Source organism: Streptomyces sp. NPDC029674 (genome assembly GCF_044903205.1).
GTDB lineage: Bacteria > Actinomycetota > Actinomycetes > Streptomycetales > Streptomycetaceae > Streptomyces.
Genome location: NZ_JBJDPY010000001.1, coordinates 470,990 through 491,240 on the forward strand (window position 1 = coordinate 470,990; position 20,251 = coordinate 491,240).

General features: G+C 71.9%; 20 protein-coding genes and 2 tRNA genes. 6 read left to right on the plus strand and 16 right to left on the minus strand.

Translation table 11 applies throughout. The features are described from left to right. Positions 1-291 precede the first annotated feature (291 nt). A complete protein-coding gene (locus ACI2L3_RS02050) occupies positions 292-1,338 on the plus strand; it encodes a hypothetical protein (RefSeq protein ID WP_404750358.1) in 1,047 nt (348 codons plus the stop codon). Then, positions 1,335-2,927 (plus strand): ferredoxin, encoded by a 1,593-nt coding sequence (locus ACI2L3_RS02055; protein WP_404750359.1) that lies wholly within the window; start codon positions 1,335-1,337, stop codon positions 2,925-2,927. Before ACI2L3_RS02050 ends, ACI2L3_RS02055 begins: the two co-directional genes overlap by 4 nt. Before the next feature lie 48 nt (positions 2,928-2,975). Here ACI2L3_RS02055 and ACI2L3_RS02060 read toward each other — a convergent pair. After that, positions 2,976-3,048 (minus strand) — tRNA-Ala (locus tag ACI2L3_RS02060). A 121-nt stretch (positions 3,049-3,169) separates the two neighbouring features. On the opposite strand from ACI2L3_RS02060, the gene ACI2L3_RS02065 reads away from it, so the two are divergent. Beyond that, a complete protein-coding gene (locus ACI2L3_RS02065) occupies positions 3,170-4,393 on the plus strand; it encodes a glycosyltransferase 87 family protein (RefSeq protein ID WP_404750360.1) in 1,224 nt (407 codons plus the stop codon). Here the strand turns inward: ACI2L3_RS02065 and ACI2L3_RS02070 are convergent. From ACI2L3_RS02070 to ACI2L3_RS02080, 3 genes are all read right to left on the minus strand, one after another. Beyond that, the gene (locus ACI2L3_RS02070; protein WP_306334254.1) at positions 4,362-4,595 is read right to left on the minus strand and encodes a hypothetical protein; all 234 of its coding nucleotides are present in this window, start codon (positions 4,593-4,595) and stop codon (positions 4,362-4,364) included. The genes ACI2L3_RS02065 and ACI2L3_RS02070 overlap by 32 nt on opposite strands. 3 nt (positions 4,596-4,598) lie before the next feature. Beyond that, entirely contained in the window at positions 4,599-4,781 is a 183-nt protein-coding gene (locus tag ACI2L3_RS02075) for a hypothetical protein (protein ID WP_404750361.1), read from the minus strand. A 70-nt stretch (positions 4,782-4,851) separates the two neighbouring features. Then, positions 4,852-6,318, minus strand: a complete 1,467-nt coding sequence (locus tag ACI2L3_RS02080; protein ID WP_404750362.1) for an MFS transporter — start codon at positions 6,316-6,318, stop codon at positions 4,852-4,854. 110 nt (positions 6,319-6,428) lie between these two features. On the opposite strand from ACI2L3_RS02080, the gene ACI2L3_RS02085 reads away from it, so the two are divergent. After that, positions 6,429-7,346 carry a helix-turn-helix transcriptional regulator gene (locus ACI2L3_RS02085; RefSeq protein WP_404750693.1) on the plus strand — a complete coding sequence of 306 codons (918 nt, stop codon included), beginning with the start codon at positions 6,429-6,431 and terminating at the stop codon, positions 7,344-7,346. Positions 7,347-7,369: 23 nt separating this feature from the next. Here the strand turns inward: ACI2L3_RS02085 and ACI2L3_RS02090 are convergent. The 7 genes from ACI2L3_RS02090 to ACI2L3_RS02120 form a co-directional block, all read right to left on the minus strand. Next, positions 7,370-7,442: transfer RNA gene (locus ACI2L3_RS02090), tRNA-Ala, on the minus strand. 93 nt (positions 7,443-7,535) lie between these two features. Next, positions 7,536-8,177 (minus strand): histidine phosphatase family protein, encoded by a 642-nt coding sequence (locus tag ACI2L3_RS02095; protein ID WP_404750363.1) that lies wholly within the window; start codon positions 8,175-8,177, stop codon positions 7,536-7,538. Further along, positions 8,174-8,617, minus strand: a complete 444-nt coding sequence (gene rsfS / locus ACI2L3_RS02100; protein WP_404750364.1) for a ribosome silencing factor — start codon at positions 8,615-8,617, stop codon at positions 8,174-8,176. The genes ACI2L3_RS02095 and rsfS overlap by 4 nt, the downstream gene beginning before the upstream one ends. 132 nt (positions 8,618-8,749) lie before the next feature. Continuing rightward, positions 8,750-10,414 (minus strand): LCP family protein, encoded by a 1,665-nt coding sequence (locus ACI2L3_RS02105; protein ID WP_404750365.1) that lies wholly within the window; start codon positions 10,412-10,414, stop codon positions 8,750-8,752. Positions 10,415-10,430: 16 nt separating this feature from the next. After that, complete coding sequence (gene nadD / locus ACI2L3_RS02110) at positions 10,431-11,057, minus strand: nicotinate-nucleotide adenylyltransferase (protein ID WP_356262450.1); 627 nt, start codon at positions 11,055-11,057, stop codon at positions 10,431-10,433. A gap of 56 nt (positions 11,058-11,113) precedes the next feature. Further along, positions 11,114-11,278, minus strand: a complete 165-nt coding sequence (locus ACI2L3_RS02115; RefSeq protein WP_404750366.1) for a hypothetical protein — start codon at positions 11,276-11,278, stop codon at positions 11,114-11,116. A gap of 86 nt (positions 11,279-11,364) precedes the next feature. Beyond that, positions 11,365-11,619 (minus strand): hypothetical protein, encoded by a 255-nt coding sequence (locus tag ACI2L3_RS02120; RefSeq protein WP_404750716.1) that lies wholly within the window; start codon positions 11,617-11,619, stop codon positions 11,365-11,367. Positions 11,620-11,718: 99 nt separating this feature from the next. On the opposite strand from ACI2L3_RS02120, the gene ACI2L3_RS02125 reads away from it, so the two are divergent. Next, complete coding sequence (locus ACI2L3_RS02125; protein WP_404750367.1) at positions 11,719-12,828, plus strand: M48 family metallopeptidase; 1,110 nt, start codon at positions 11,719-11,721, stop codon at positions 12,826-12,828. A gap of 9 nt (positions 12,829-12,837) precedes the next feature. Here the strand turns inward: ACI2L3_RS02125 and ACI2L3_RS02130 are convergent, their stop codons facing one another. The 5 genes from ACI2L3_RS02130 to proB all read right to left on the minus strand — a co-directional run bounded on the left by ACI2L3_RS02130 (position 12,838) and on the right by proB (position 17,849). Next, complete coding sequence (locus ACI2L3_RS02130) at positions 12,838-13,923, minus strand: hypothetical protein (protein WP_404750368.1); 1,086 nt, start codon at positions 13,921-13,923, stop codon at positions 12,838-12,840. 66 nt (positions 13,924-13,989) lie between these two features. Next, on the minus strand, positions 13,990-14,604 hold the full coding sequence (locus tag ACI2L3_RS02135) for a hypothetical protein (RefSeq protein ID WP_404750369.1): 615 nt from the start codon (positions 14,602-14,604) through the stop codon (positions 13,990-13,992). A 50-nt stretch (positions 14,605-14,654) separates the two neighbouring features. Continuing rightward, on the minus strand, positions 14,655-15,947 hold the full coding sequence (locus ACI2L3_RS02140; protein WP_404750370.1) for a glutamate-5-semialdehyde dehydrogenase: 1,293 nt from the start codon (positions 15,945-15,947) through the stop codon (positions 14,655-14,657). Between the two features lie 91 nt (positions 15,948-16,038). Beyond that, positions 16,039-16,518 carry a hypothetical protein gene (locus ACI2L3_RS02145; RefSeq protein ID WP_404750694.1) on the minus strand — a complete coding sequence of 160 codons (480 nt, stop codon included), beginning with the start codon at positions 16,516-16,518 and terminating at the stop codon, positions 16,039-16,041. A 224-nt stretch (positions 16,519-16,742) separates the two neighbouring features. Then, the gene (gene proB / locus ACI2L3_RS02150) at positions 16,743-17,849 is read right to left on the minus strand and encodes a glutamate 5-kinase (protein WP_404750371.1); all 1,107 of its coding nucleotides are present in this window, start codon (positions 17,847-17,849) and stop codon (positions 16,743-16,745) included. A 270-nt stretch (positions 17,850-18,119) separates the two neighbouring features. Between proB and ACI2L3_RS02155 the strand changes: the two genes are divergently transcribed. Further along, a complete protein-coding gene (locus tag ACI2L3_RS02155) occupies positions 18,120-20,219 on the plus strand; it encodes a hypothetical protein (protein WP_404750372.1) in 2,100 nt (699 codons plus the stop codon). Positions 20,220-20,251 lie beyond the last annotated feature (32 nt).

Consider the following 20,251-nt stretch of genomic DNA (forward strand, 5'->3'; position numbering starts at 1 on the left):
TCGGGACTGATCAGCGCGGCCCGCTAAGCAGAAGGCGTACGGCACGCATGGCGTCAGGGTACCGCAGCCCTCCCGGGGCCCGCGACGAGCTTGTGCCCATGCCGCCCGGGCGTCCGGGAACCCGGCCGGTTCCCGACCCTTGGCCATGGGTTACTCCGCGTACCGCCCACTATCGGGGCAACACCAAGATCGTGTCGCACTTTGATAACAACGCAATAACTCAAATCCCGTACCCACCGGTATGGAGCGACTTAGCATGCGGCGGGACCGAACCATTTCGGAGCCGCCCCCATGAACTCTCCGCACCTCCACCGCAAGAGTGCTCTGCTCGGTACCGGAGCCCTGCTGCTGATACCCCTGCTCGTCTTCGCGGGCAGCGACGGCCTGCGGGCCGCCATCGACTTCACCGCCGGCGTCCTGTCCCTGGTCTGTCTGACCGCCGCCGTCGTCTGGGGTCTGGTCGCCACCGACCGGCTGTTCCTCCATCCGCGCCAGCGCCTGCTCGCCCAGGCCGTGCACCGCACCACCGCGGCCGCCTCCGTCGGCTTCCTGCTGCTGCACGGCACCGCCAAGGTCGCGCTCGACCACGTGTCGCTGTTCGGCGCCCTCATGCCGTTCGGGCTCGGCGTCGCAGGCAGCGCCGGACTCATCGGCCTCGGCTCGCTCGCGGGCCTCCTCATGATCGCCACAGCCGTCACCGGCGCCCTGCGCAGCGCCTTCGCTTCCCCGGCGCGGGTCGCCTCCCGCTGGCGGGCGCTGCACATGCTCGCCTATCCCGCCTGGTGCGCGGGGCTGATCCACGGCCTGTACGCGGGCCGCCCACCCGCCTCCTGGGTGATCGCGCTGTACGCGCTGTGCCTGGTCGGGGTCGCCGGTGCCGTGGCGCTGCGCGCGGCGCCACGTCCGGTCAAGCGGAAGGTCGCCGCCCGGATCCTCGCCCTGCTCGAACCGGAACGGGACGCCTCACCCCGGGAGCGGCCACCCGCGCGGGACACCGCCTCCGCCCCGCTGCCCGGCACGACCGCCCCCACCCCCTCTCCGGAGCCGGTCGTCGGCATCTCCGCGGCCTACCGGGCACTGACCCCCACCGTGCCCCCGCCCCGCACCGACCCCACCGGCCGCTGGCCCGCGCCCTCCCCGCCACCACCCGCCGAATCGCCCTACATCGCGCCCCCGCCCACGTACGACACCATCCCCCAGCCCGTCTACGACCCTTCGTACGACGCGCCCCTCGACCCCGCGTACGACAGCGGCCCCGCCACCGAACCGCTGCCCCGGCCCTTTCATGCCCCCAGCTCGGGCGAGCCCTGGAACGCCGCCACCGGAGGCCATCCGTGAACGCCTCACTGCCCGACGTCCCGGAAGTCCGCGTCGTCGGCCTGCCCCTGCTCACCTCCGGCTTCGACCTCGTCGAACGCCTCGACCTCGCCATGCACCTGAAGGTCCACGGTCCGCTGGAACCGATGGCGGGCGAACCCCTCGCCCGCCTCGCCGAGCACATCGCGCTGCGCGGCCGGGGCGGCGCGGGCTTCCCCTTCGCCCGGAAGCTGCGGGCCGTCGCGGACGCGGCGATACGTCGCGGCGTACGCCCCGTGGTCGTCGTCAACGGCAGCGAGGACGAGCCCGCCTGCCGCAAGGACACCGTCCTGATCAACCGTGCCCCGCACCTCATCCTGGACGGCGCCCTGCTCGCCGCCGAGGCCCTCGGAGCCCGCACCCTGGTCGTCGGCGTGACCCGCGACTCCACCGAGGCCTCGATGCGCACCGCGCTGGCCGAGCGTGGCCTCGGCAACCGGCGCGGTCCGGCCCTCCGCGCGCGCGTGCAGCGCAATCCGGTGCGCATGGTCACCGGAGAGTCCTCCGCCCTCGTCCGCTCGGCGGACGGCGGCCCGCCCCTGCCACCGGGCCGCAAGGTGCGGACGTCCGACTCCGGAGTGGGCGGCGCCCCGACCCTGCTCTCCAACGCGGAGACGTTCGCCCAGCTCGCCGTCGCCGCCCGGGCCGGCGCCGACCGCTACTGCCGCACCGGCCTGCGCGACGAGCCGGGCACCGTCCTGCTGACCCTCTCCGGAGCGGTCGCGCGGCCGATGGTCGTCGAGGTTCCCACCGGAGTGCCCCTGCGGTACGTCCTCCAGCTCGCCGGCGCGCCCGCGCTCCCGCAGGGCGTGCTGACGGGCGGCTATCACGGCAAGTGGCTCGACGGCGTGACGGCACACGACGCGGTCGTCTCGCGCGCCTCCCTGGACGCCTGCGGGGGCGCGCTCGGCGCGGGCGCGATCCTGCCGATCGGCGAGGGCACCTGCCCGCTGGGAGAGTCGCTGCGGGTCGCGCACTGGCTGGCCGCCGAGAGCTCGGGGCAGTGCGGCCCCTGCTACCTCGGCCTTCCCGCGGCGGCCCGCGGCCTCGCCGACGTCCTGGAGGGCGGCGGGCCGACCGCTCTGGAAGCGCTGCGCGAGGTGACCCGGGCCGTGAAGCGGCGCGGCGCGTGCAAGCACCCGGACGGCTCGGCGGCGTTCCTGGAGTCGTCGATCTCGGCGTTCACGGACGACCTCGCCGCACACGTCCTGGGCGGCGGCTGCGGCCGTCCCGTCGAGGGAGTCCTGCCGCTACAGGAAGACGTGCCCCAGGCGGAGGCGCCCACCGGCCGCACGCTGGCCGTCGACTGGACGCTCTGCCAGGGCCACGGCCTGTGCGCGGACATCGTCCCGGAGCTCATCCAACTGGGCCCGGACGGCTTCCCCTCGGTGGCGGAAGCGTCCGTACCGCGCTACTCCGAAGCGCGTGCCACCCGCGCCGTGCGCCGCTGTCCGGCGCTCGCGCTGCGCATCGAGGAGGCCCCGCAGGCGGCGCTTCCGGCCCGCCGGACGCTACCGGCCGCGCTCCCACCGGGCCGGGGACGCCGGGCGCTCGGCAGCGGAAGGCAGTAGGCAACGAAAGAGCGGGCCACCCGATCCGGGTGGCCCGCTCATATTCTGTGGAGCTAAGGAGAATTGAACTCCTGACCTCCTGCATGCCATGCAGGCGCTCTACCAACTGAGCTATAGCCCCTTGCTTGTCCGCCCGGTTTCCCCGGCGGCTCCGCCAACATTACACGGTCATACCCGTGCTCCACCAAATCGTTTCCGGTCTGGCCCGATACCAGCCGATACGCCCGGTACTGTCAGCCTTCGTGACCGTGATCGCGCTCGCCGCCGCCCGCCGCCGTGTGCCCCTGGCCGCCGGTGGCTGCCTGCTCTCCTTCACGGCCTTCTGGCTCGCGCAGCGCGCCGCCGACGTCTCGATGATCGACCTGATGGTCTACCGGGCCGAGGGCGCGACCGTGCGCGCGGGCGGCGACCTCTACGCGTCGCTCTTCACCGAGGCCCATCTGCCCACGACGTACCCGCCGTTCGCCACGCTGCTCTTCACGCCGCTGACGCTGCTGGACACGGCGGACATGCGCGCACTCGCGGCGCCGGCCAACCTGCTGCTCCTGATCGCCTTCGTGCACCTCTCCCTGCGGCTGGTCCACGGCGAGCGGCACGCGCGCGTGGAGAGCGTCCTGTGGGCGGCCGCCCTCGCCGTCTGGTGCGAGCCGGTGTGGACGACGCTGCGCTACGGACAGATCAACCTGCTGCTCGCCGTCCTCGTCCTGTGGGACCTGACCCGGCGCCCCGGTCACCGCTGGGCGGGCGTGGGCATCGGTGTGGCGGCGGCGATCAAGCTCACGCCCGCGCTCTTCGCGACGTTCCTGTTGCTGACGGGGGCCGTCGAGGCCCTGCGGCGCGGGCCGTGGCGCCCGGCCGTGCGGCACGCGTGCGTGGCGGCCGTCTCCTTCACCGGCGCGACGGCCCTCGCGGCCGCCGTCCTGCCGTACGACTCGTGGCGCTTCTGGACCCGGATGGTCTTCGAGGCGGGGCGGGTCGGGTTCGCCGAGGAGACCGCGAACCAGTCGCTGCGCGGCGTCGTGGCCCGGCTCCTGCACACCGGGGAGCCCGGCGCCGCCTGGGCCCTGGCCGCCGCCGTCGCCGGGGCGCTGGGCCTCGCGGTCGCGGTGGCCGCCGCACTGGGCGGCGAACGCGCGTGGGCCGCCCTCGCCTGCGCGGCGACCGCGCTCCTGGTGAGCCCCGTGTCGTGGTCGCACCACTGGGTCTGGTGCGTGCCGATGGTGCTGCTCCTGGGAGCGGAGGCGAGGCGCCGGGGCGGCCGACGGCTGTGGGCGGTCACCGGTGCCGCCGCCCTGGTCTTCTGCTCGTACGCCCTGTGGTGGGTGCCGCACGGAGCAGGGCGGCCGGAACTCGCCCAGGATTATGGCCAGATGACGCTGTCGGCCCTCTACGTAGTGACCGCTTTCGCGTTTCTCCTGGTGGCAGCGGTGGCCGTCACGCCGTCGCGAACGAGTAGAACCGTTTGAGCGTGCAGTGTTCGTCCAGCAGCCGACCGTAGATCGGCTCCCCTTCGAGTTCGCGGTACGTCTCGATGGGGTCGCCTTTTATGATCAGCGCCCGTGCACATTCCTCGCACCAGTACTGATACTCCTGGTTGACCGGTTCCATGTCGCGGACGATCGGCGTGCCACTGCCGCACCAGTCGCATTTCCGCCTGTGTGCACCCATCGATCAGCTCCAGCTGTGGCCGCAGGCGGTGCACACGTACGAGATTCCGCCGTTGTCACCGAGCACTTGAGCGACGTGGGACGAGCCGCAGGAAGGGCAGTCGAGGAGTGTACGGGGCACGGACCGTTCCCGTACGGCCGCCGCTTCGGAGAGGCGGTCGACCTCTCCGAGGATGCTCGCAGGCATCGCGCTCTCCCTCCCGTCGGGCTGCGTCCCCTTCCGGCCGTTTGATTCTGCCACGGCGCGAGCGACCCGGTCAGCGACGCCTTCGTACCAGTCCGGACACGGCCCCCAGTGCGGCCACCGCGGCCAGCGCGCAGGCGCACGTCAAGAACGCGTCCGCCGAGGAGTACGCACCCGGGGCCCCACCCGACTCAAGCCGGTTCAGGAAAAGCGCGCCGAAGCCGGCGACACCGGTCAGCTGACCGAGCTGGGTGACCGTCGCGAGCAGCCCGCTGGCGTCCGCCGCGTCCTCGGCGCGCACCGTGGCGAGCGCCCGGGTCAGTGTCGGACTGAAACCGAGGGAGAGCCCCGTGCCCACGCCTGCGAAGGCCGCGTAGAGCCAGAGACCACCGTCACCGCCGTCGCGCAGCAGCAGCCCCACGGCGGCCGTCGACACCGCGGTCAGCGCGAAGCCGACGGGAATCAGCGGCCGTTGAACCGCCTGCGGCCAGCGCCGCCACACCAGCCCGACCAGGCCGAAGACCACGGCGGTCGGCGCGAAGGTCAGGCCGGCCCGCAGCGCGCTGTAGCCCATGCCGCCCTGGACGTGCAGGGTGAGCGCGAACAGGAAGCCTCCGTTGAGGGCCATCACGGCGGCGATCCGGAAGATCGCGAGGGCCATGCCCGGGGTGCGCAGGACCCGGGGCGCGATCAGCGGCGCCCCGCCCCGCCGGGCCAGCCTCGACTCGTACACGCAGAAGAGCGCGAAGCAGATTCCGGCGGCGGCCAACGAGAGCCAGGACCACAGCGGCCAGCCCTCCTCCTGCCCGAGCACCAGCGGCACGGTGAACAGCGAGACGGCCGCGCCGAGCAGCACGAGTCCGGGCAGGTCGAGCTCACGCGCCCGCCCCGCCCCCGGCTCCGTGTCGTCGTCGCGCGGCAGCACGCGGACCGCCAGCGCCAGCAAGACCGCCCCGACCGGCACGTTGACCAGGAACACCGGACGCCAGCCGGTGCCGAACAGATCGGCGCCGACGAGCACCCCGCCGAGCACCTGCCCGGCCGCGGCGCCGGTCGCGAGGACCGCCGCGTACGCCCCGAGCGCCTTCACCCGCGCCTCACCCGCGAAGTTGCGCTGGATGAGGCCGAGCACCTGCGGGATGAGGACGGCGGAGCCCGCGCCCTGCACCAGCCGGAAGGCGACCAACCCGGCGGTCCCCTGGGCGAGTCCGCAGGCCAGCGAGGCCGCGGTGAAGACGGCGAGCCCCGCGAGGTAGACCCGGCGTTGACCGAAGCGGTCGCCGAGCCGCGCGCCGGTGATCAGGAGCACGGCGTACGTGAGGGTGTAGCCGGCGATCACCAGCTGCAACCCGCCACCGGACGCGTGCAGTTCGGCCCGGATCGTGGGGGCCGCGACATTGACGATGAAGACGTCGAGCAGCGCCATGAACTGGGCGGCCAGCACGACCGCGAGCAGCCGACGGGAGCGTTTGTCAGTGCCGGGCGCTTTACTGGGTGCGGGAGTTGAACCTGCCGGAACAGGTGGGGTGGTCGTCGTCATGCCATGAGCGTGGGGGCGGTCCGGTACGGGTAACGAGAGTCCGCTGATGCTGGTACTGACAGCACCTGTCAGCACCCTCGGCGGACGCGCAGGATGGGGGCGTGACGACGATGACGACGGCACGGGGGCAGACCCCGACGCAGCGCCGCAGACCGGAGCTCGCCGCCTTCCTGCGCGGCCGCAGGGCCCGGGTGACCCCGGCCGACGTGGGCATGGCCCCGGGCCTGCGCCGCCGCACCCCGGGCCTGCGCCGCGAGGAGGTGGCCCAGCTCTCCGGCGTCGGCGTCACCTGGTACACGTGGCTGGAGCAGGGCCGGCCGATCAACGCGTCACCCCAGGTCCTGGACGCCGTGGCGCGCACCCTGCGCCTCGACCAGCCGGAGCGCGAGCATCTGTACCACCTGGCCGAGGTGCCGTACGCCCCGGACCGCGAGGCCTCGGCGGAGGCGGTCGGCCCGGAGATCCAGGGCATCATCGACGCCATGGACCCGCGCCCGGCGGTGGTCTACAACACGCGGTACGACATCCTCGCCACCAACCCCGCCTACCGCGACCTCTTCCTCCTCCCCCAGGCCCCCGGCACCGGCGTCCCGAACGCGCTGTGGTCGCTGTTCACGGTGCCCGCGGACGACTGCCCGCTGGTCTTCCGCGACTCCGAGCTGCCGGTGATGGTCGCGACCCTGCGCAGCGCGTACGGCCGCCATGTGGGCGAGCCGGCCTGGGAGGGCTTCGTCAGCCGGCTGTCGGCCGCCAGCCCGCACTTCGCGCGACTCTGGGAGAGCGGCGACGTGATACCGCCGGGGCCCCGCGTGAAGACGTTCCGGCACCGGGCCATCGGTGAGCTGCGCATGACGTCGGTCTCGCTGAGCGTCAACGGCATGCCGGAATGCCGGATCGTCGTCTACACCCCGGACGACGAGGAGAGCAGCCGGCACACCGCGGAGCTGCACCGGCTGAGAAAGGCGACGGGAACGGCGGCGGGAACAGCGGCGGAAATGTCGGCGACAGCAGAAAATCCCGCCCCCTGACGGGGACGGGATTTCCGGGACTGTGGAGCTAAGGAGAATTGAACTCCTGACCTCCTGCATGCCATGCAGGCGCTCTACCAACTGAGCTATAGCCCCTTGCGTTCTTCCCGCTCGGCGGGCGAACAAGAAGAACTTTAGCCTGCGACCAGCCCGAATGTGAAATCCGGGTCGGACGGCCCGCCGGAGCGCTCAGTCGTCGTCGCCGAGCACCGGTTCCGGCAGCGTGCCGGCGTTGTGCTCGAGCAGGCGCCAGCCTCGCGCGCCCTGGCCGAGGACCGACCAGCAGCAGTTGGTGAGGCCGCCGAGCCCCTCCCAGTGGTGGGGCTCCAGGCCCAGGAGGCGGCCGATGGTGGTGCGGATCGTGCCGCCGTGGCTGACCACGACCAGCGTGCCATTCTCGGGCAGCTTCTCGGCATGGCGCAGGACGACCGGCGCGGCCCGGTCGGCCACCTCGGTCTCCAGCTCGCCGCCGCCCCTGCGCACCGCCTCGCCGCGCTTCCACGCGGTGTACTGCTCGCCGAAGCGGGCGATGATCTCGTCGTGCGTCAGGCCCTGCCAGTCACCGGCGTACGTCTCCCGGAGGGACTCCTCGTGCGTGACGGTGAGGCCGGTGATCGCGGAGAGCTCGGCGGCCGTGGCCGCCGCGCGCCTGAGGTCGGAGGCGACGATGGCGTCCGGCTTCAGGGAGGCGAGCAGCCGGGCGGCGCGCTTGGCCTGGGCGACGCCCGTCTCGGTCAGCTCGATGTCCGTGGAGCCCTGGAAGCGGCGCTCCAGGTTCCAGGCCGTCTGGCCGTGCCGCCACAGGATGATCCGGCAACCGCGGTTGCTCACCGCAGTTCCCCGTCCAGGTCGGCCTCCTCCGCGGCCCGCTGCTCGGCGTGCTCGGCGGCCTTGCCGCGGGTGGCCTTGGCGTCCTCGGGCAGGCCCATCTCGGGGCAGTCCTTCCACAGGCGCTCGAGGGCGTAGAAGACACGCTCCTCGCTGTGCTGGACGTGCACCACGATGTCCACGTAGTCGAGGAGGATCCAGCGGGCGTCGCGGTCCCCCTCGCGGCGGACCGGCTTGGCGCCGAGCTGCTTGTTCAGCTGCTCCTCGATCTCGTCGACGATCGACTTGACCTGGCGGTCGTTGGGAGCGGAGGCGAGCAGGAACGCGTCCGTGATCGACAGCACGTCGCTGACGTCGTACGCGATGATGTCGTGCGCGAGCTTGTCGGCAGCCGCCTGGGCGGCGACGTTGATGAGCTCGGTGGAGCGGTCCGTGGCGGTCACTAGAGAGCTTTCCTTCGGCTGGTGGATACACCCCAAGGGTCTCACGGACCGCCGACAGCGCCCCAGACGATTACGTCACCGCCTCGGGGCGCTGCCTGTCCAGCCGGTCAGCGCTGTCTGTCCAGCCGCTTCCTAGCCGGTCCGGTAGTCCTGTCCGAGCACTACGGAGACGTCGGCGTTGGACGCCGTCTTGCCCTTGCGGACCGCGCTCGCGGGCAGGCCGAGGGTCTTGGCGACCTCGGTGGCCTGCGCCTTCTTGCCCGCGTCGGCGTAGGTGACCTGCGAGGTGGGCCGGGCCGCGGCGCCCGTGCCGCCGTCGATGAAGGTGTAGCCGCCGTTGACCAGGGAGACCCGGGCGTCCTGCCCCGCGGCCTTCTTCCCCGAGGCGTTCTGCACGCCGACCCGCACGGCCGCGCCCTTCTCCGGGCTCCGCACCGCGCCGCCGAGCACGTCCTTGACCACGGTGTCGCCGGCCTGCTCGGACAGCGTGCCGTCCGCCCGAACCGGCAGCAGCGACGTCTTGTAGTCGCCGCCCTTGGCACGGTCGGCGAGCTTGGCGAGGAAGGCGCCGAGGTCCTTGTCCTCCAGCGAGGGGTCGAGGATCTGCGCGAGGGACTGCACGGTGGTCGTCGCCGCCTGCGGGTCCGAGGAGAGCTTGCGCAGGATGCCCTGCATGACCGCGCCGAAGCGGTTCAGCTGGTCGGTCTCCGTCTCGCCGGACGCGCGGTAGGTGGCGTACGCGACGGCCATCGGCCCGCTCAGCGTCTGCTGCTCGCCCTTCTTCACGAGGGGCGCCTCGCCCTTCTTCGCCTCGGGGTCGGGCACATCGGTGTCGGTGTCGATGTCGATGTTGCCGACGAGCTCGACGAGGTTCTCCAGGTACGGCGTGTCAAGGCGCCAGGTGCCCTCGACCTCGGTGCCGAGCACCGTGTCGATCGACTCGCGGGTGCCGGTCGAGCCGTCGTCGTCGACGGACTTGCCGAGCGTCGTCGCCGTGCCGTTGTCGTCCGTCACGGCGAGCGAGTTGGGCAGCAGGACGGTGGCGCCCTGCTTGGTCGTGGTGTTGTTCACGAGGAGCGCGGTGGAGGTGTTCTTGCTCTTGGTGTTGTGCAGGTGCAGGACGATCACGTCGCGCTTCTGCGGTCCCGCGGCCGCGGCCGCGCCGTCCTCGCCGCCCGACCGGCCCGGCAGCATGTCCGCGTACCACAGGTAGCCGACGCCGCCCGCGATCACCAGCGCGAGGGCCACGACGAGCGCGACGACCCGGGAGCGGCCGCGCCGCTTGGCCTCCTCGCGCCGCTCGGTGCGGCTCTCGGTGAACTTCAGCCAGTCGATGACGTCTTCGGAGTCCTCGTCCGGCTCCTCGATGAAGGAGAACTGCTCGGTCTTGTACTCGGGCTGCGGCGTGCCCGGCTCGGGCTCCGGCGCGCGCGGCCCCGGTACGGGTTCCGCCACACGGGGCCGGGGGCGCTGCTCAGGCTGCGGTTGCTGCTGCTGAGGGACCCAGGCGGTGTCGTACGAAGTCGCGGCGGCGCCCTGAGCGTCGTATCCCTGCGCCTCGTACCCCTGCGCGCCGTACCCCTGCTGCTGCCCACCGGCATACGGGTCGTACCCGTACCCCTGGTACTGCTGAGGCACCTGCGGCTGGGCGGGCTGCTGCTGCTGCACCAGCTGGTACACCGGCTGCCCGTACTCGTCGTACCCGACGACCTGGTACTGGTCGGCCGTGTACTCACCCGCGTACTCGCCCGCATACGGATCGCTGCCCGCATAAGGGTCGTACTGTCGGTCGTTCACCGGTGCCCCTCTCGGCTCATTCGCCGCGGTACAGCTCACGCTTGTCGATATAACGCACCACACCGTCGGGCACCAGATACCAGACCGGGTCTCCCTTGGCGACCCGGGCGCGGCAGTCCGTGGACGAGATGGCCAGGGCCGGCACCTCCACCAGGGAGACACCGCCCTTGGGCAGCCCGGGGTCGGCCAGCGTGTGGCCGGGCCGGGTGACCCCGATGAAGTGCGCGAGGGAGAACAGCTCTTCCGTGTCCCGCCAGGTGAGGATCTGGCCGAGAGCGTCGGCGCCCGTGATGAAGAAGAGGTCCGTGTCGGGGTTGAGGGCACGCAGATCGCGCAGCGTGTCCGTGGTGTACGTCGCTCCGCCGCGGTCGATGTCGATGCGGCTGACCGAGAACTGCGGGTTCTCCGCGGTCGCGATGACCGTCATCAGATAGCGGTCCTCGGCAGGTGACACCTGCTTGTCGCTCTTCTGCCACGGCTGGCCGGTCGGCACGAACACCACCTCGTCGAGGTGGAACTGCGCGGCGACCTCACTGGCCGCCACGAGGTGTCCGTGGTGGATCGGATCAAACGTTCCGCCCATGACGCCCAGGCGGCGCTTGCCGTTGCTCACCGGACCGGTAGGCATGTCCTGCTCTCCCATGCGTGCAGACCCTACCGGCCCGGTCGAGGGGCCCTGCTCCGGTCCTGGGCCCTGTCCTAGCGGTCCCGGTTGAAGAGGGTGGTGATCCACAGGAGGAGCATGAGGGCGACGAAGGCGCCGCCACCGGTGAGGAGAGGGCTGAGGCTTTCGTGGTTGCCGCCGTGCTCGCCGCCCTCGGAGGCGAGAGTGACCAGCTGGGCGGCGTTGCTGTGGAGGCTCATCTCAGGCAGGACCTATCCGGAGGTGGGATGGACATAAAGATTTCCGGCCCATCGTAAGCGGGGGCCTCGCTCCGGCTCACGCCGACTCAGCCGTTGCGGTCGTCGGCGCCCTTGTCGGTCGTACCTCTGGTGCTTTCTTCGGTGCTTTCTTCGGTGCTCTCTGGAGGGGTACGTTCCGCGCCCTGGCGGTATCCGCGCAACAGGAACCAGCCGACCAGTACGCATCCGACGACCATGACGATCAGCACGATCCGCAGCAGATTGCCCGGCCCCTGCTGCTCCGCGGCCTTGGCCGCCTCCGTGAGCCAGGCGACCCCGGGCGTGTGCTGACTGTGCTCCATGACGGAAGACTCCTTCTGTGTGCTGCCCTGTCACGGTATCTCCGCCTAGGCTGGACCCCACCTCGGGGGCACGTGAGGACGAGACATGGGGGATGCGGCATGACCGACGACAACCACCACGGCGGGGGCGGCGAGGGCCACGAGCGGGTGCCGAGCCGGCAGCGCAGGCGCTTTCCCGGCATCTCGTCGCGGGCCTACGAGCACCCGGCGGACCGCTCGGCCCTGGTGGCCCTGCGCAAGCTGACCGGCTTCGACACGGTCTTCAAGGCGCTCAGCGGCCTGCTGCCCGAGCGGAGCCTCAGGCTCCTGTTCCTCTCGGACTCCGTGCGCGTGTCCGACGCGCAGTTCGCGCACCTCAACACCATGCTGCGGGACGCCTGTTACATCCTGGACCTGGAGAAGGTCCCGCCGATGTACGTGAACCAGGACCCGAATCCGAACGCGATGTGCATCGGCCTGGACGAGCCGATCATCGTCGTGACGACGGGCCTCGTCGAGCTGCTCGACGAGGAGGAGATGCGGGCGGTCGTCGGCCACGAGGTGGGCCACGCCCTCTCCGGCCACTCGGTCTACCGCACGATCCTGCTGTTCCTCACCAACCTCGCGCTGAAGGTCGCGTGGATCCCGCTCGGCAATGTCGCGATCATGGCGATCGTGACGGCGCTGCGCGAGTGGTTCCGCAAGTCCGAGCTGTCGGCGGACCGTGCGGGCCTGCTGGTCGGCCAGGACCTGAAGGCGTCGATGCGCGGCCTGATGAAGCTCGCGGGTGGCAACCACCTGCACGAGATGAACGTGGACGCGTTCCTGGAGCAGGCCGAGGAGTACGAGGCCGGGGGCGACCTGCGCGACTCCGTCCTGAAGATCCTGAACGTCCTGCCGCGCACGCACCCCTTCGCCACGGTCCGCGCCGCCGAGCTGAAGAAGTGGGCCGAATCCCGCGACTACCAGCGGATCATGGACGGCCACTACCCCCGCCGCGACGAGGACAGGGACACCTCGGTCTCCGACTCGTTCCGCCAGTCGGCCTCCGCCTACGCCGACGACGTGCGCAACAGCAAGGACCCGCTGATGAAGCTGGTCAACGACATCGCGGGCGGCGCGGGCGACCTGGGCGGCAAGCTGCGCGGGAAGTTCACCGGCCAGAGCGGACAGGGTGGACAGAGCGGCGGCTCCGGCACCGGCTCCCCGGGCGACGACAAGCAGCCGTAACAGCCAAGGTCACGACGGGGAGAGCGAGGGCTGGGCCGAGGCCGCCAGCGATCCGCAGAGCGCCGTCGCGCCCCCCGTCGCGTACGGATCGGTGCCCGCGGGCCCCGCCGCCTTCGCCTTCTGCCCGGCGAGCAGCGGCCGCAGGTGGTTCGCCGACTCGCCGCCGCACGCGAGGGGCCCTGCCTGGGTGACGGAGGTGACCAGCTCGGCCCGGTGCATCCGCAGGTCGTCGCGGTCGAAGCGGAAACGCAGCTCGCGGCGGACGGTGAACAGGGACGCCTCGGCCCGGCCTCCGTCGGCGGCTTTGCCGACGGGCCGCAGCGCGTACACGAACGTGTGGTCCGAGGTCACCTCGAGGGCGTTCTTGCCGGCCTCCTCGACGCGCAGCGTGCCCTCGGTCCTGACCCGCTCGTCGGCGAGCGCGGTCCTCGCCGGGTCGAACCGCACGAGCCAGCCGGTGGCCGCGTGCCGCCCGTCGGCCGCCGGGTGGGCGAAGCTCCGGTCGAACTGGGCCAGTTGGTGGGGGTCGAGCAGGATCCGCACGGAGCGCGCGGAGCCGCCGGTGAGGACGGCCGGGGCGAGCGAGGACGTGACGAGGTAGTCCTTGGCGGTGACCAGCGCGGCCATCACCTGGCTGTCCGAGAAGTGTGAAGTGCGGCGCACGGCGGGCAGGTTGATGCCGGCGGCGCCCGTCCGGAGCTGTGCGGCCGGGCTGCGCGCGTACAGGTCGGCGACGCTCGTCGAGCCGGGCACGCGGCCGGCCGGGGCGAGCGGAATCACCGTCATGCGCAGCGGCTCGGGGCGCTTGGCCGCCGAGGGCTGGTTCGGGTGTCGTACGCCCATGTAGATCGCCGTGCCGAAGGCGACCGCGATCAGTACGGCGAGGACCACGAGCTGGCGGGAGAGGGACCGGTGGGGTCCGGGGCGGCGGCGCACGGCGCGCGTGTGGTCGCCCAGGCGCTCCTGTGCGGAGAACTCCTGGAGGCGGGCAGCCCGCACGAAGGATTCGTCGAAGACAACCGACCGGTACTCGTCGTCGCCACCGCCGGGAGCGCCCTCGGGTGTCCCTGCGGGTGGGTCTCCTGGCCCGCCCATACCTTCAGAGTAGGTCTCCGGGACCCCAGGTAAACGCCCTGGTACACGACAAGTTCGGTCAACTCTTCAAGGGGTGCGCGGGACCGCGGGCGCCGCCGACCGGCTGAACTCGGCCGAGACGGAGGGGCTGGGCGACGCGCCTTTCTCGGCGCTCTGTCCGACCTCGGTGGAGGCGGGCGCGGGCACCTGGTCCTGGCGGCCGGACGACGCTCCGCGGTAGACGGCGGTGAAGGCGAGGGCGACCATGCCGACGCCCATCAGGAGGGCGAGCATCCAGGCGATGGGGCGGTGCCAGCGGACCTGGCCGGGGTGGCGGCCCGGGCGGCCGTACCGCTCGCCGAGGGCGTCGCGTTCGTAGGCGTCGTCGAAGTCGTCGTCGCGGCCGAAGTCGCTGCCGTCGTCGGGGCCGAAGCCGTCGTCCGGAAACTCGTCGTCCGCCGCGTCGTGGGCGCGGCCCCGGGTGCGGGCCCTGCGGGCCTCGGCCTCGGAGGCCTCGGCGCGCGCCTGGGCGGCCGCCAACAGCCGCTCCACGGCGGTCGGTTCGTGTATCTCCGCGGCCCGCACGAAGTCCTCGTCGAAGACCACGGAGGCGAACTCTTCGTCCGCACCCCCGCGGTCGCGGTCGTCGTCGGGCTCCCAGCCGTCAGGGAACGACGGCGTGCCCCCCACGTCCTCCGGCACCCCTCCAGCGTAGCCCCGGAAAGGGCAATTTGGGCAGCCGGTAAGGGAATTCAGCGGATGTGGCCGTCGCCCGTCACGATGTACTTGGTCGAGGTCAGCTCGGGCAGGCCCATCGGGCCGCGCGCGTGCAGCTTCTGCGTGGAGATGCCGATCTCGGCGCCGAAGCCGAACTGGCCGCCGTCGGTGAAGCGCGTCGACGCGTTCACGGCGACCGTCGTGGAGTCGACGAGCTGGGTGAAGCGGCGCGCGGCCTGCTGCGAGGTGGTGACGATGGCCTCGGTGTGCCCGGAGGTCCACAGCCGGATGTGCTCGACGGCCTGCTCCAGCGTGTCGACGACGGCGGCCGCGATGTCGTACGAGAGGTACTCGGTCTCCCAGTCCTCGGTGGTCGCGGGCACGACGGTGGCCTTGGAGCCCGCCGCGTAGGTGAGGGCGCGCTCGTCGGCGTGCACGGTCACGCCGGCCTCCGCGAGGGCGTCGAGGGCGCGGGGCAGGAACGCGTCGGCGATGTCGCGGTGCACGAGCAGCGTCTCGGCGGCGTTGCAGACGCTGGGGCGCTGGGCCTTGGAGTTGATGAGGATGTCGACGGCCATGTCGATGTCGGCGGCGGCGTCCACGTAGACGTGGCAGTTGCCGGTGCCGGTCTCGATGACGGGGACCGTGGACTCCTCGACGACCGTCTTGATCAGTGCGGCGCCGCCGCGCGGGATGAGCACGTCGACGAGGCCGCGGGCGCACATCAGCTCGCGCACGGAGTCGCGGTTCTCGCCCGGGACGAGCTGGACGGCGTCGGCGGGCAGTCCCGCGCCGTGCACGGCGTCGCGCAGGACGCGCACAAGGGCGGTGTTGGAGGCGTACGCCGATGACGAGCCGCGGAGCAGTACGGCGTTGCCGGACTTCAGGCAGAGGGCCGCCGCGTCCACGGTGACGTTCGGGCGGGCTTCGTAGATGATCCCGACGACGCCGAGGGGGACGCGGACCTGGCGCAGGTCGATGCCGTTGGGCAGGGTGGAGCCGCGGACGACCTCGCCGACCGGGTCGGGCAGGGCGGCCACGTCGCGCACGTCGGCGGCGATGGCGCGGACCCGCTCCGGGGTGAGGGTGAGGCGGTCGACGATGGACTCGCTGGTCCCGGCCTCGCGGGCGCGCTCGGTGTCCTTGCCGTTGGCCTCGACGATCTCGGCGGTCCGCACTTCGAGGGCGTCGGCGATCGCGAGCAGCGCGTCGTCCTTGGCGGAGCGCGGCAGCGGGGCGAGCGTGGCGGCCGCGCCGCGGGCGCGGTAGGCGGCCTGGGCGACCGGCGAGAGGTTGTCGTAGGGCGAGACGGGAGAGAGCGACGTCATGACCGCAGGGTAATCCCCGCGCGCGGCGAATCCACCCGCTGTTCCAGTCCCCGAGACCGGCGGCGGCGCGCTGCCCCCGTGGAACGACGGCTCAAAAGGGGTGCACGCCGACGGGCGTGGCCGGTAACGGTCCGTAACCCTCCGCGATCCGTTGGTGATACGTGTCGCGGTCGATCACTTCGAGCCCCACGATCTCCCACTGCGGCAGCTGTGCGCTCTGCCGGTGCTCGCCCCACAGCCGCAGCGCGACGGCGGCCGCGTCGTGCAGATCGCGGGCCTCTTCCCAGTAGCGGATCTCGGCGTGGTCCGGCGCGTACCTGCTGGTGAGCAGAAAGGGGTGGTCGTGGGCGAGCTGCTCGAGTCCGCGGCGGAGCTCGTCGAGCGGGGCCTCGGCGCCGGAGACGCTCAGCGTGACGTGCCAGAGGCGGGGCGCCTCGGCGCTCTCGCCGTCCCGGCTCCGGCTCGCGTCGCTCTCCCGCGCGCCGTGCTGCTCGCTCTCGTACGCCGTCCCCGCGGCGACGCTCGTCAGCGTCCGCTCAGCCGAGCCGCGGGACGCCGCCCCTGGGCGCACTCGTCTCACGACGGCCTCCTTTACGCAATGGTGGTGCCGATACGCAACGGTCGTGCAGAACTGTCTTCAACAAAGTTGAGCAGGCCAAGCAGTCCCGCGGGGCGGTTTTGGGGAGTTTCACCTTCCACGGACCGGTCGGCCGGGGCCGCCCGCGACGGTTTTCGGCCGGGGCACGTGAGGAGGGCGGGACGGACCGTCCGACGCGACCTGGGGCTTTCCGAGAGCTATCCGGGCAGCAGGACGAGGTCGTCCCGGTGCACGACCTCCCGCTCGTACGCAGGTCCGAGTTCGCGCGCCAGATCCCGGGTGGAGCGGCCGATGAGCATCGGGATCTCCTTGGCGTCGAAGTTCACCAGGCCGCGCGCCACCGCCCGGCCCGCGGCGTCCCGCAGCTCGACCGGATCGCCCGCCGTGAAGTCGCCCTCCACGGCCGCGATACCGGCCGGCAGCAGCGACTTGCGGCCCTCGACGACCGCGCGCACCGCGCCCTCGTCGAGGGTGAGCGCGCCGCGCGGCTCGGAGGCGTGCTGCAGCCACAGGAGGCGGTCGGCGGAGCGGCGTCCCGTGCGGTGGAAGTACGTGCCGGTGGCGCGGCCCGCGAGGGCGTCGCCTGCCTGGCTCGCGGAGGTCAGCACGACGGGGATGCCGGCGGCCGCGGCGATCCGCGCCGCCTCGACCTTGGTGACCATGCCGCCGGTGCCGACGCCCGCCTTGCCCGCGCTGCCGATCTCGACGTGCGCCATGTCGGCGGGTCCTGTGACCTCGTCGAGGCGGGAGGTGCCCGGCTTCGCGGGGTCGCCGTCGTAGAGGCCGTCGACGTCCGAGAGGAGGACGAGGAGGTCGGCGCGGACGAGGTGGGCGACGAGGGCGGCGAGCCGGTCGTTGTCGCCGAAGCGGATCTCGTCGGTCGCCACGGTGTCGTTCTCGTTCACGACGGGCAGCGCGCCCATCGCGAGCAGCTGGTCGAGGGTGCGCGAGGCGTTGCGGTGGTGGGCCCTGCGGGCCATGTCGTCGGAGGTGAGGAGCACCTGTCCGACCCGTACGCCGTAGCGCGCGAAGGACGCCGTGTAGCGGGCCACGAGGAGGCCCTGGCCCACGCTGGCGGCGGCCTGCTGGCGGGCGAGGTCCTTGGGGCGCCGGGCCAGCCCCAGCGGGGCGAGTCCGGCGGCGATGGCGCCGGACGAGACGAGGACGATCTCGCGCTCGCCGCTGCTCCTGCTCTTCGCCAGCGAGTCGACGAGGGCGTCGACACGGTCGGCGTCCAGGCCTCCCGCCGCGGTGGTCAGGGACGACGACCCGACCTTGACGACGACCCGCCGGGCCTCTGCCACTGACTGCCTTGCCGCTGCCACGCTCTTCCCCAACCCGATGAACCGGTGCTCCGGAACTACGATCTCCGGACCTGCAATCTACGTGGCGCGGGGAAGGGTATTCGAGTCAGAGGCGAAAAACAGGCTCGGGGTTCAGTCTTCTTTGCCCCTTTATCCGGTGATTGATGTCACGGAAGATTGCTAGGGGGCCACTGCGCGTCATACGGTCAGTGGTCGACTTCCCCCCAGTTTCCCTTCATCCCCCTTCATCCCCGCCAGGAGCCAAAGCCCGTGCCCTCTGCCGGACTCGCCCCCCGACGCATCGTGCAGCTGTCAGCGCTGTTCGCGATGTTCGCGCTTTTCGCGACACAGCTCGCGACCGCGCTGATCCCCATCGTCCCGGTGTTCATCGCCGCGGCCGCCGCGAATCTCGCGCTCGACATCTATCTGCAGTACAAGCAGCCGGGCCTCCTCTCCCTCCTTGGCAAGATCCGCTTCGACGTCACGGTGCGCCAGCTCCTGCGCGACATGCTGATCCTCGTCGGGCTGCTGCGCATCGACGGCATAGAGCCGCTGGCCGAGCAGTCGCCGCTGACCATCGCGCTGCTCTCCTTCTACGCGCTGCACTTCGGCTGCCAGGCCGTCGCCGTGCTCGTGCGCCGTACCCGCTCGCTGCCGATCGTCACCCGCAACATCGACGCGTCGGACCTGCACCTGACCGCGGCGCCGCCGCGGCTCCTCTACCGCCGCCAGGCCCACCGCCTGCTGACCTTCTCCGTCCCGACGACGGTCGGTCTGCTGCTCACCGCGGGCACCACCGACGCGTACTGGGGTGGCATCGGGCTCGCCGTCTCCATCGCGCTGATCGGCGTCGGCGCGCTCTACCTCGCCACCTGGCTGCTGCCGAAGAAGCGGGCGAAGAACGACCAGAAGGTCATCGAGTGGCTCGACGCGTGGCTGGCGGAGTACAAGCCGACCGTCGCCATGTACTTCTCCGGCGGCACCACGTCCGCGTACCAGGCGAACATGTGGCTCTCCACGCTCGCCGCGCTCGACGGCAAGCCGCTGATCGTGCTGCGCGAGCGGTTCATGGTGCAGAAGATCGACGCGACCGACGTCCCGATCATCTGCTTCCCGAAGGTCGCCACGATGTTCTCCCTGGAGACGTCGACGCTGAAGATGATGCTGCACCCGGCGAACGCCGCGAAGACCTCCCAGGTCCTGCGCATCCCCACGATCAAGCACGCCTTCATCAACCACGGCGAGAGCGACAAGCTCTCCTCCTGCAACCCCTACGCGAAGGCGTACGACGAGGTGTGGGTGGCGGGACCCGCGGCCCGCGACCGCTACCAGCTCGCGGACATCGGCGTGGACGACAAGGACGTGGTCGAGGTCGGCCGTCCGCAGCTGTCCCCGATCCGCCCGTTCTCCGGCGCGCCCACCGGTCCGTACACGACCGTTCTGTACGCCCCCACCTGGGAGGGCTGGGACGGCAACCCCGGCAACACCTCGGTGGTCCTGGCCGGCGAGAACATCGTCCGTGAGCTCCTCGCGGACCCGGGCGTACGCCTCCTCTACAAGCCGCACCCGATGACGGGCTCGCAGGACCCGCGCGCGGGCGCCGCCAACGAGCGCATCAAGGCGATGATCCTCGCGGCGAACGCGAAGCGCTCCGGCGCCCGGCCCGGCCCGGAGGCCGCGGCCGAGCTGGCCCGGCGCACCGAGGAGCTGGACCGGCTCACCGCGCGGCGCTTCCGCAAGAGCGCGGACGAACAGGAGCGGATGATGCTCCAGGGCGCTCCGGACGGCGACGCGCAGGCCGCCGTGGCCGCGGCGACGGCCGCGTGGGAGACCGCGTTCTGGGCGTCCTTCCCCGAGTGGGAGCACCAGATCATCACCTCGGCCCGCCCGGCGATCTTCGCCTGCTTCAACCAGGCCGACCTGCTGATCAGCGATGTCTCCTCGGTCGTCTCGGACTGGCTGAGCAGCGAGAAGCCGTACGCCGTCGCCAACACGGCGGGCATGGCCGAGGCGGAGTTCCGCGCGAGCTTCCCGACGGCGTCCGCGGCGACGATCCTCACGCCCGAGGCGGACGGCGTGGCGGGCCTCCTGAAGGCCGTGCGCGCCCCGGAGCTCGACCCGCACGCCGAGGCGCGCGCGGAGCTCAAGGAGCACCTCCTGGGCCCCTCGGACCCGCCTTCCCTGGTCCGCTTCAACGCCGCGGCCCTCGCCCTGAGCGCCAAGGCCGACGCCCGCCGCGCCCGCATGTCGTCCCGCATCGACGCGGACATCCCGGGCCAGCGCGTCGCGGAGGAAGCGGCGGAGGAGACGGAGCAGGACCCGAACGAGTCGAACGAGCCGAACGGCGCGGAGGACTCGGTCACGGCGTGACCGCCTGAGCGACAACGAGAAGGGCCCCGGAG

Coding starts and splice junctions, on each gene's coding strand:
- ACI2L3_RS02125 (WP_404750367.1), top strand. CDS start 11,719: ATGACCGACGACAACCACCACGGCGGGGGCGGCGAGGGCCACGAGCGG.
- ACI2L3_RS02075 (WP_404750361.1), bottom strand. CDS start 4,781: ATGCCTGCGAGCATCCTCGGAGAGGTCGACCGCCTCTCCGAAGCGGCG.
- ACI2L3_RS02130 (WP_404750368.1), bottom strand. CDS start 13,923: ATGGGCGGGCCAGGAGACCCACCCGCAGGGACACCCGAGGGCGCTCCC.
- ACI2L3_RS02080 (WP_404750362.1), bottom strand. CDS start 6,318: ATGACGACGACCACCCCACCTGTTCCGGCAGGTTCAACTCCCGCACCC.
- ACI2L3_RS02085 (WP_404750693.1), top strand. CDS start 6,429: ATGACGACGGCACGGGGGCAGACCCCGACGCAGCGCCGCAGACCGGAG.
- nadD (WP_356262450.1), bottom strand. CDS start 11,057: ATGGGAGAGCAGGACATGCCTACCGGTCCGGTGAGCAACGGCAAGCGC.
- ACI2L3_RS02050 (WP_404750358.1), top strand. CDS start 292: ATGAACTCTCCGCACCTCCACCGCAAGAGTGCTCTGCTCGGTACCGGA.
- ACI2L3_RS02140 (WP_404750370.1), bottom strand. CDS start 15,947: ATGACGTCGCTCTCTCCCGTCTCGCCCTACGACAACCTCTCGCCGGTC.
- ACI2L3_RS02115 (WP_404750366.1), bottom strand. CDS start 11,278: ATGAGCCTCCACAGCAACGCCGCCCAGCTGGTCACTCTCGCCTCCGAG.
- ACI2L3_RS02120 (WP_404750716.1), bottom strand. CDS start 11,619: ATGGAGCACAGTCAGCACACGCCCGGGGTCGCCTGGCTCACGGAGGCG.
- ACI2L3_RS02070 (WP_306334254.1), bottom strand. CDS start 4,595: ATGGGTGCACACAGGCGGAAATGCGACTGGTGCGGCAGTGGCACGCCG.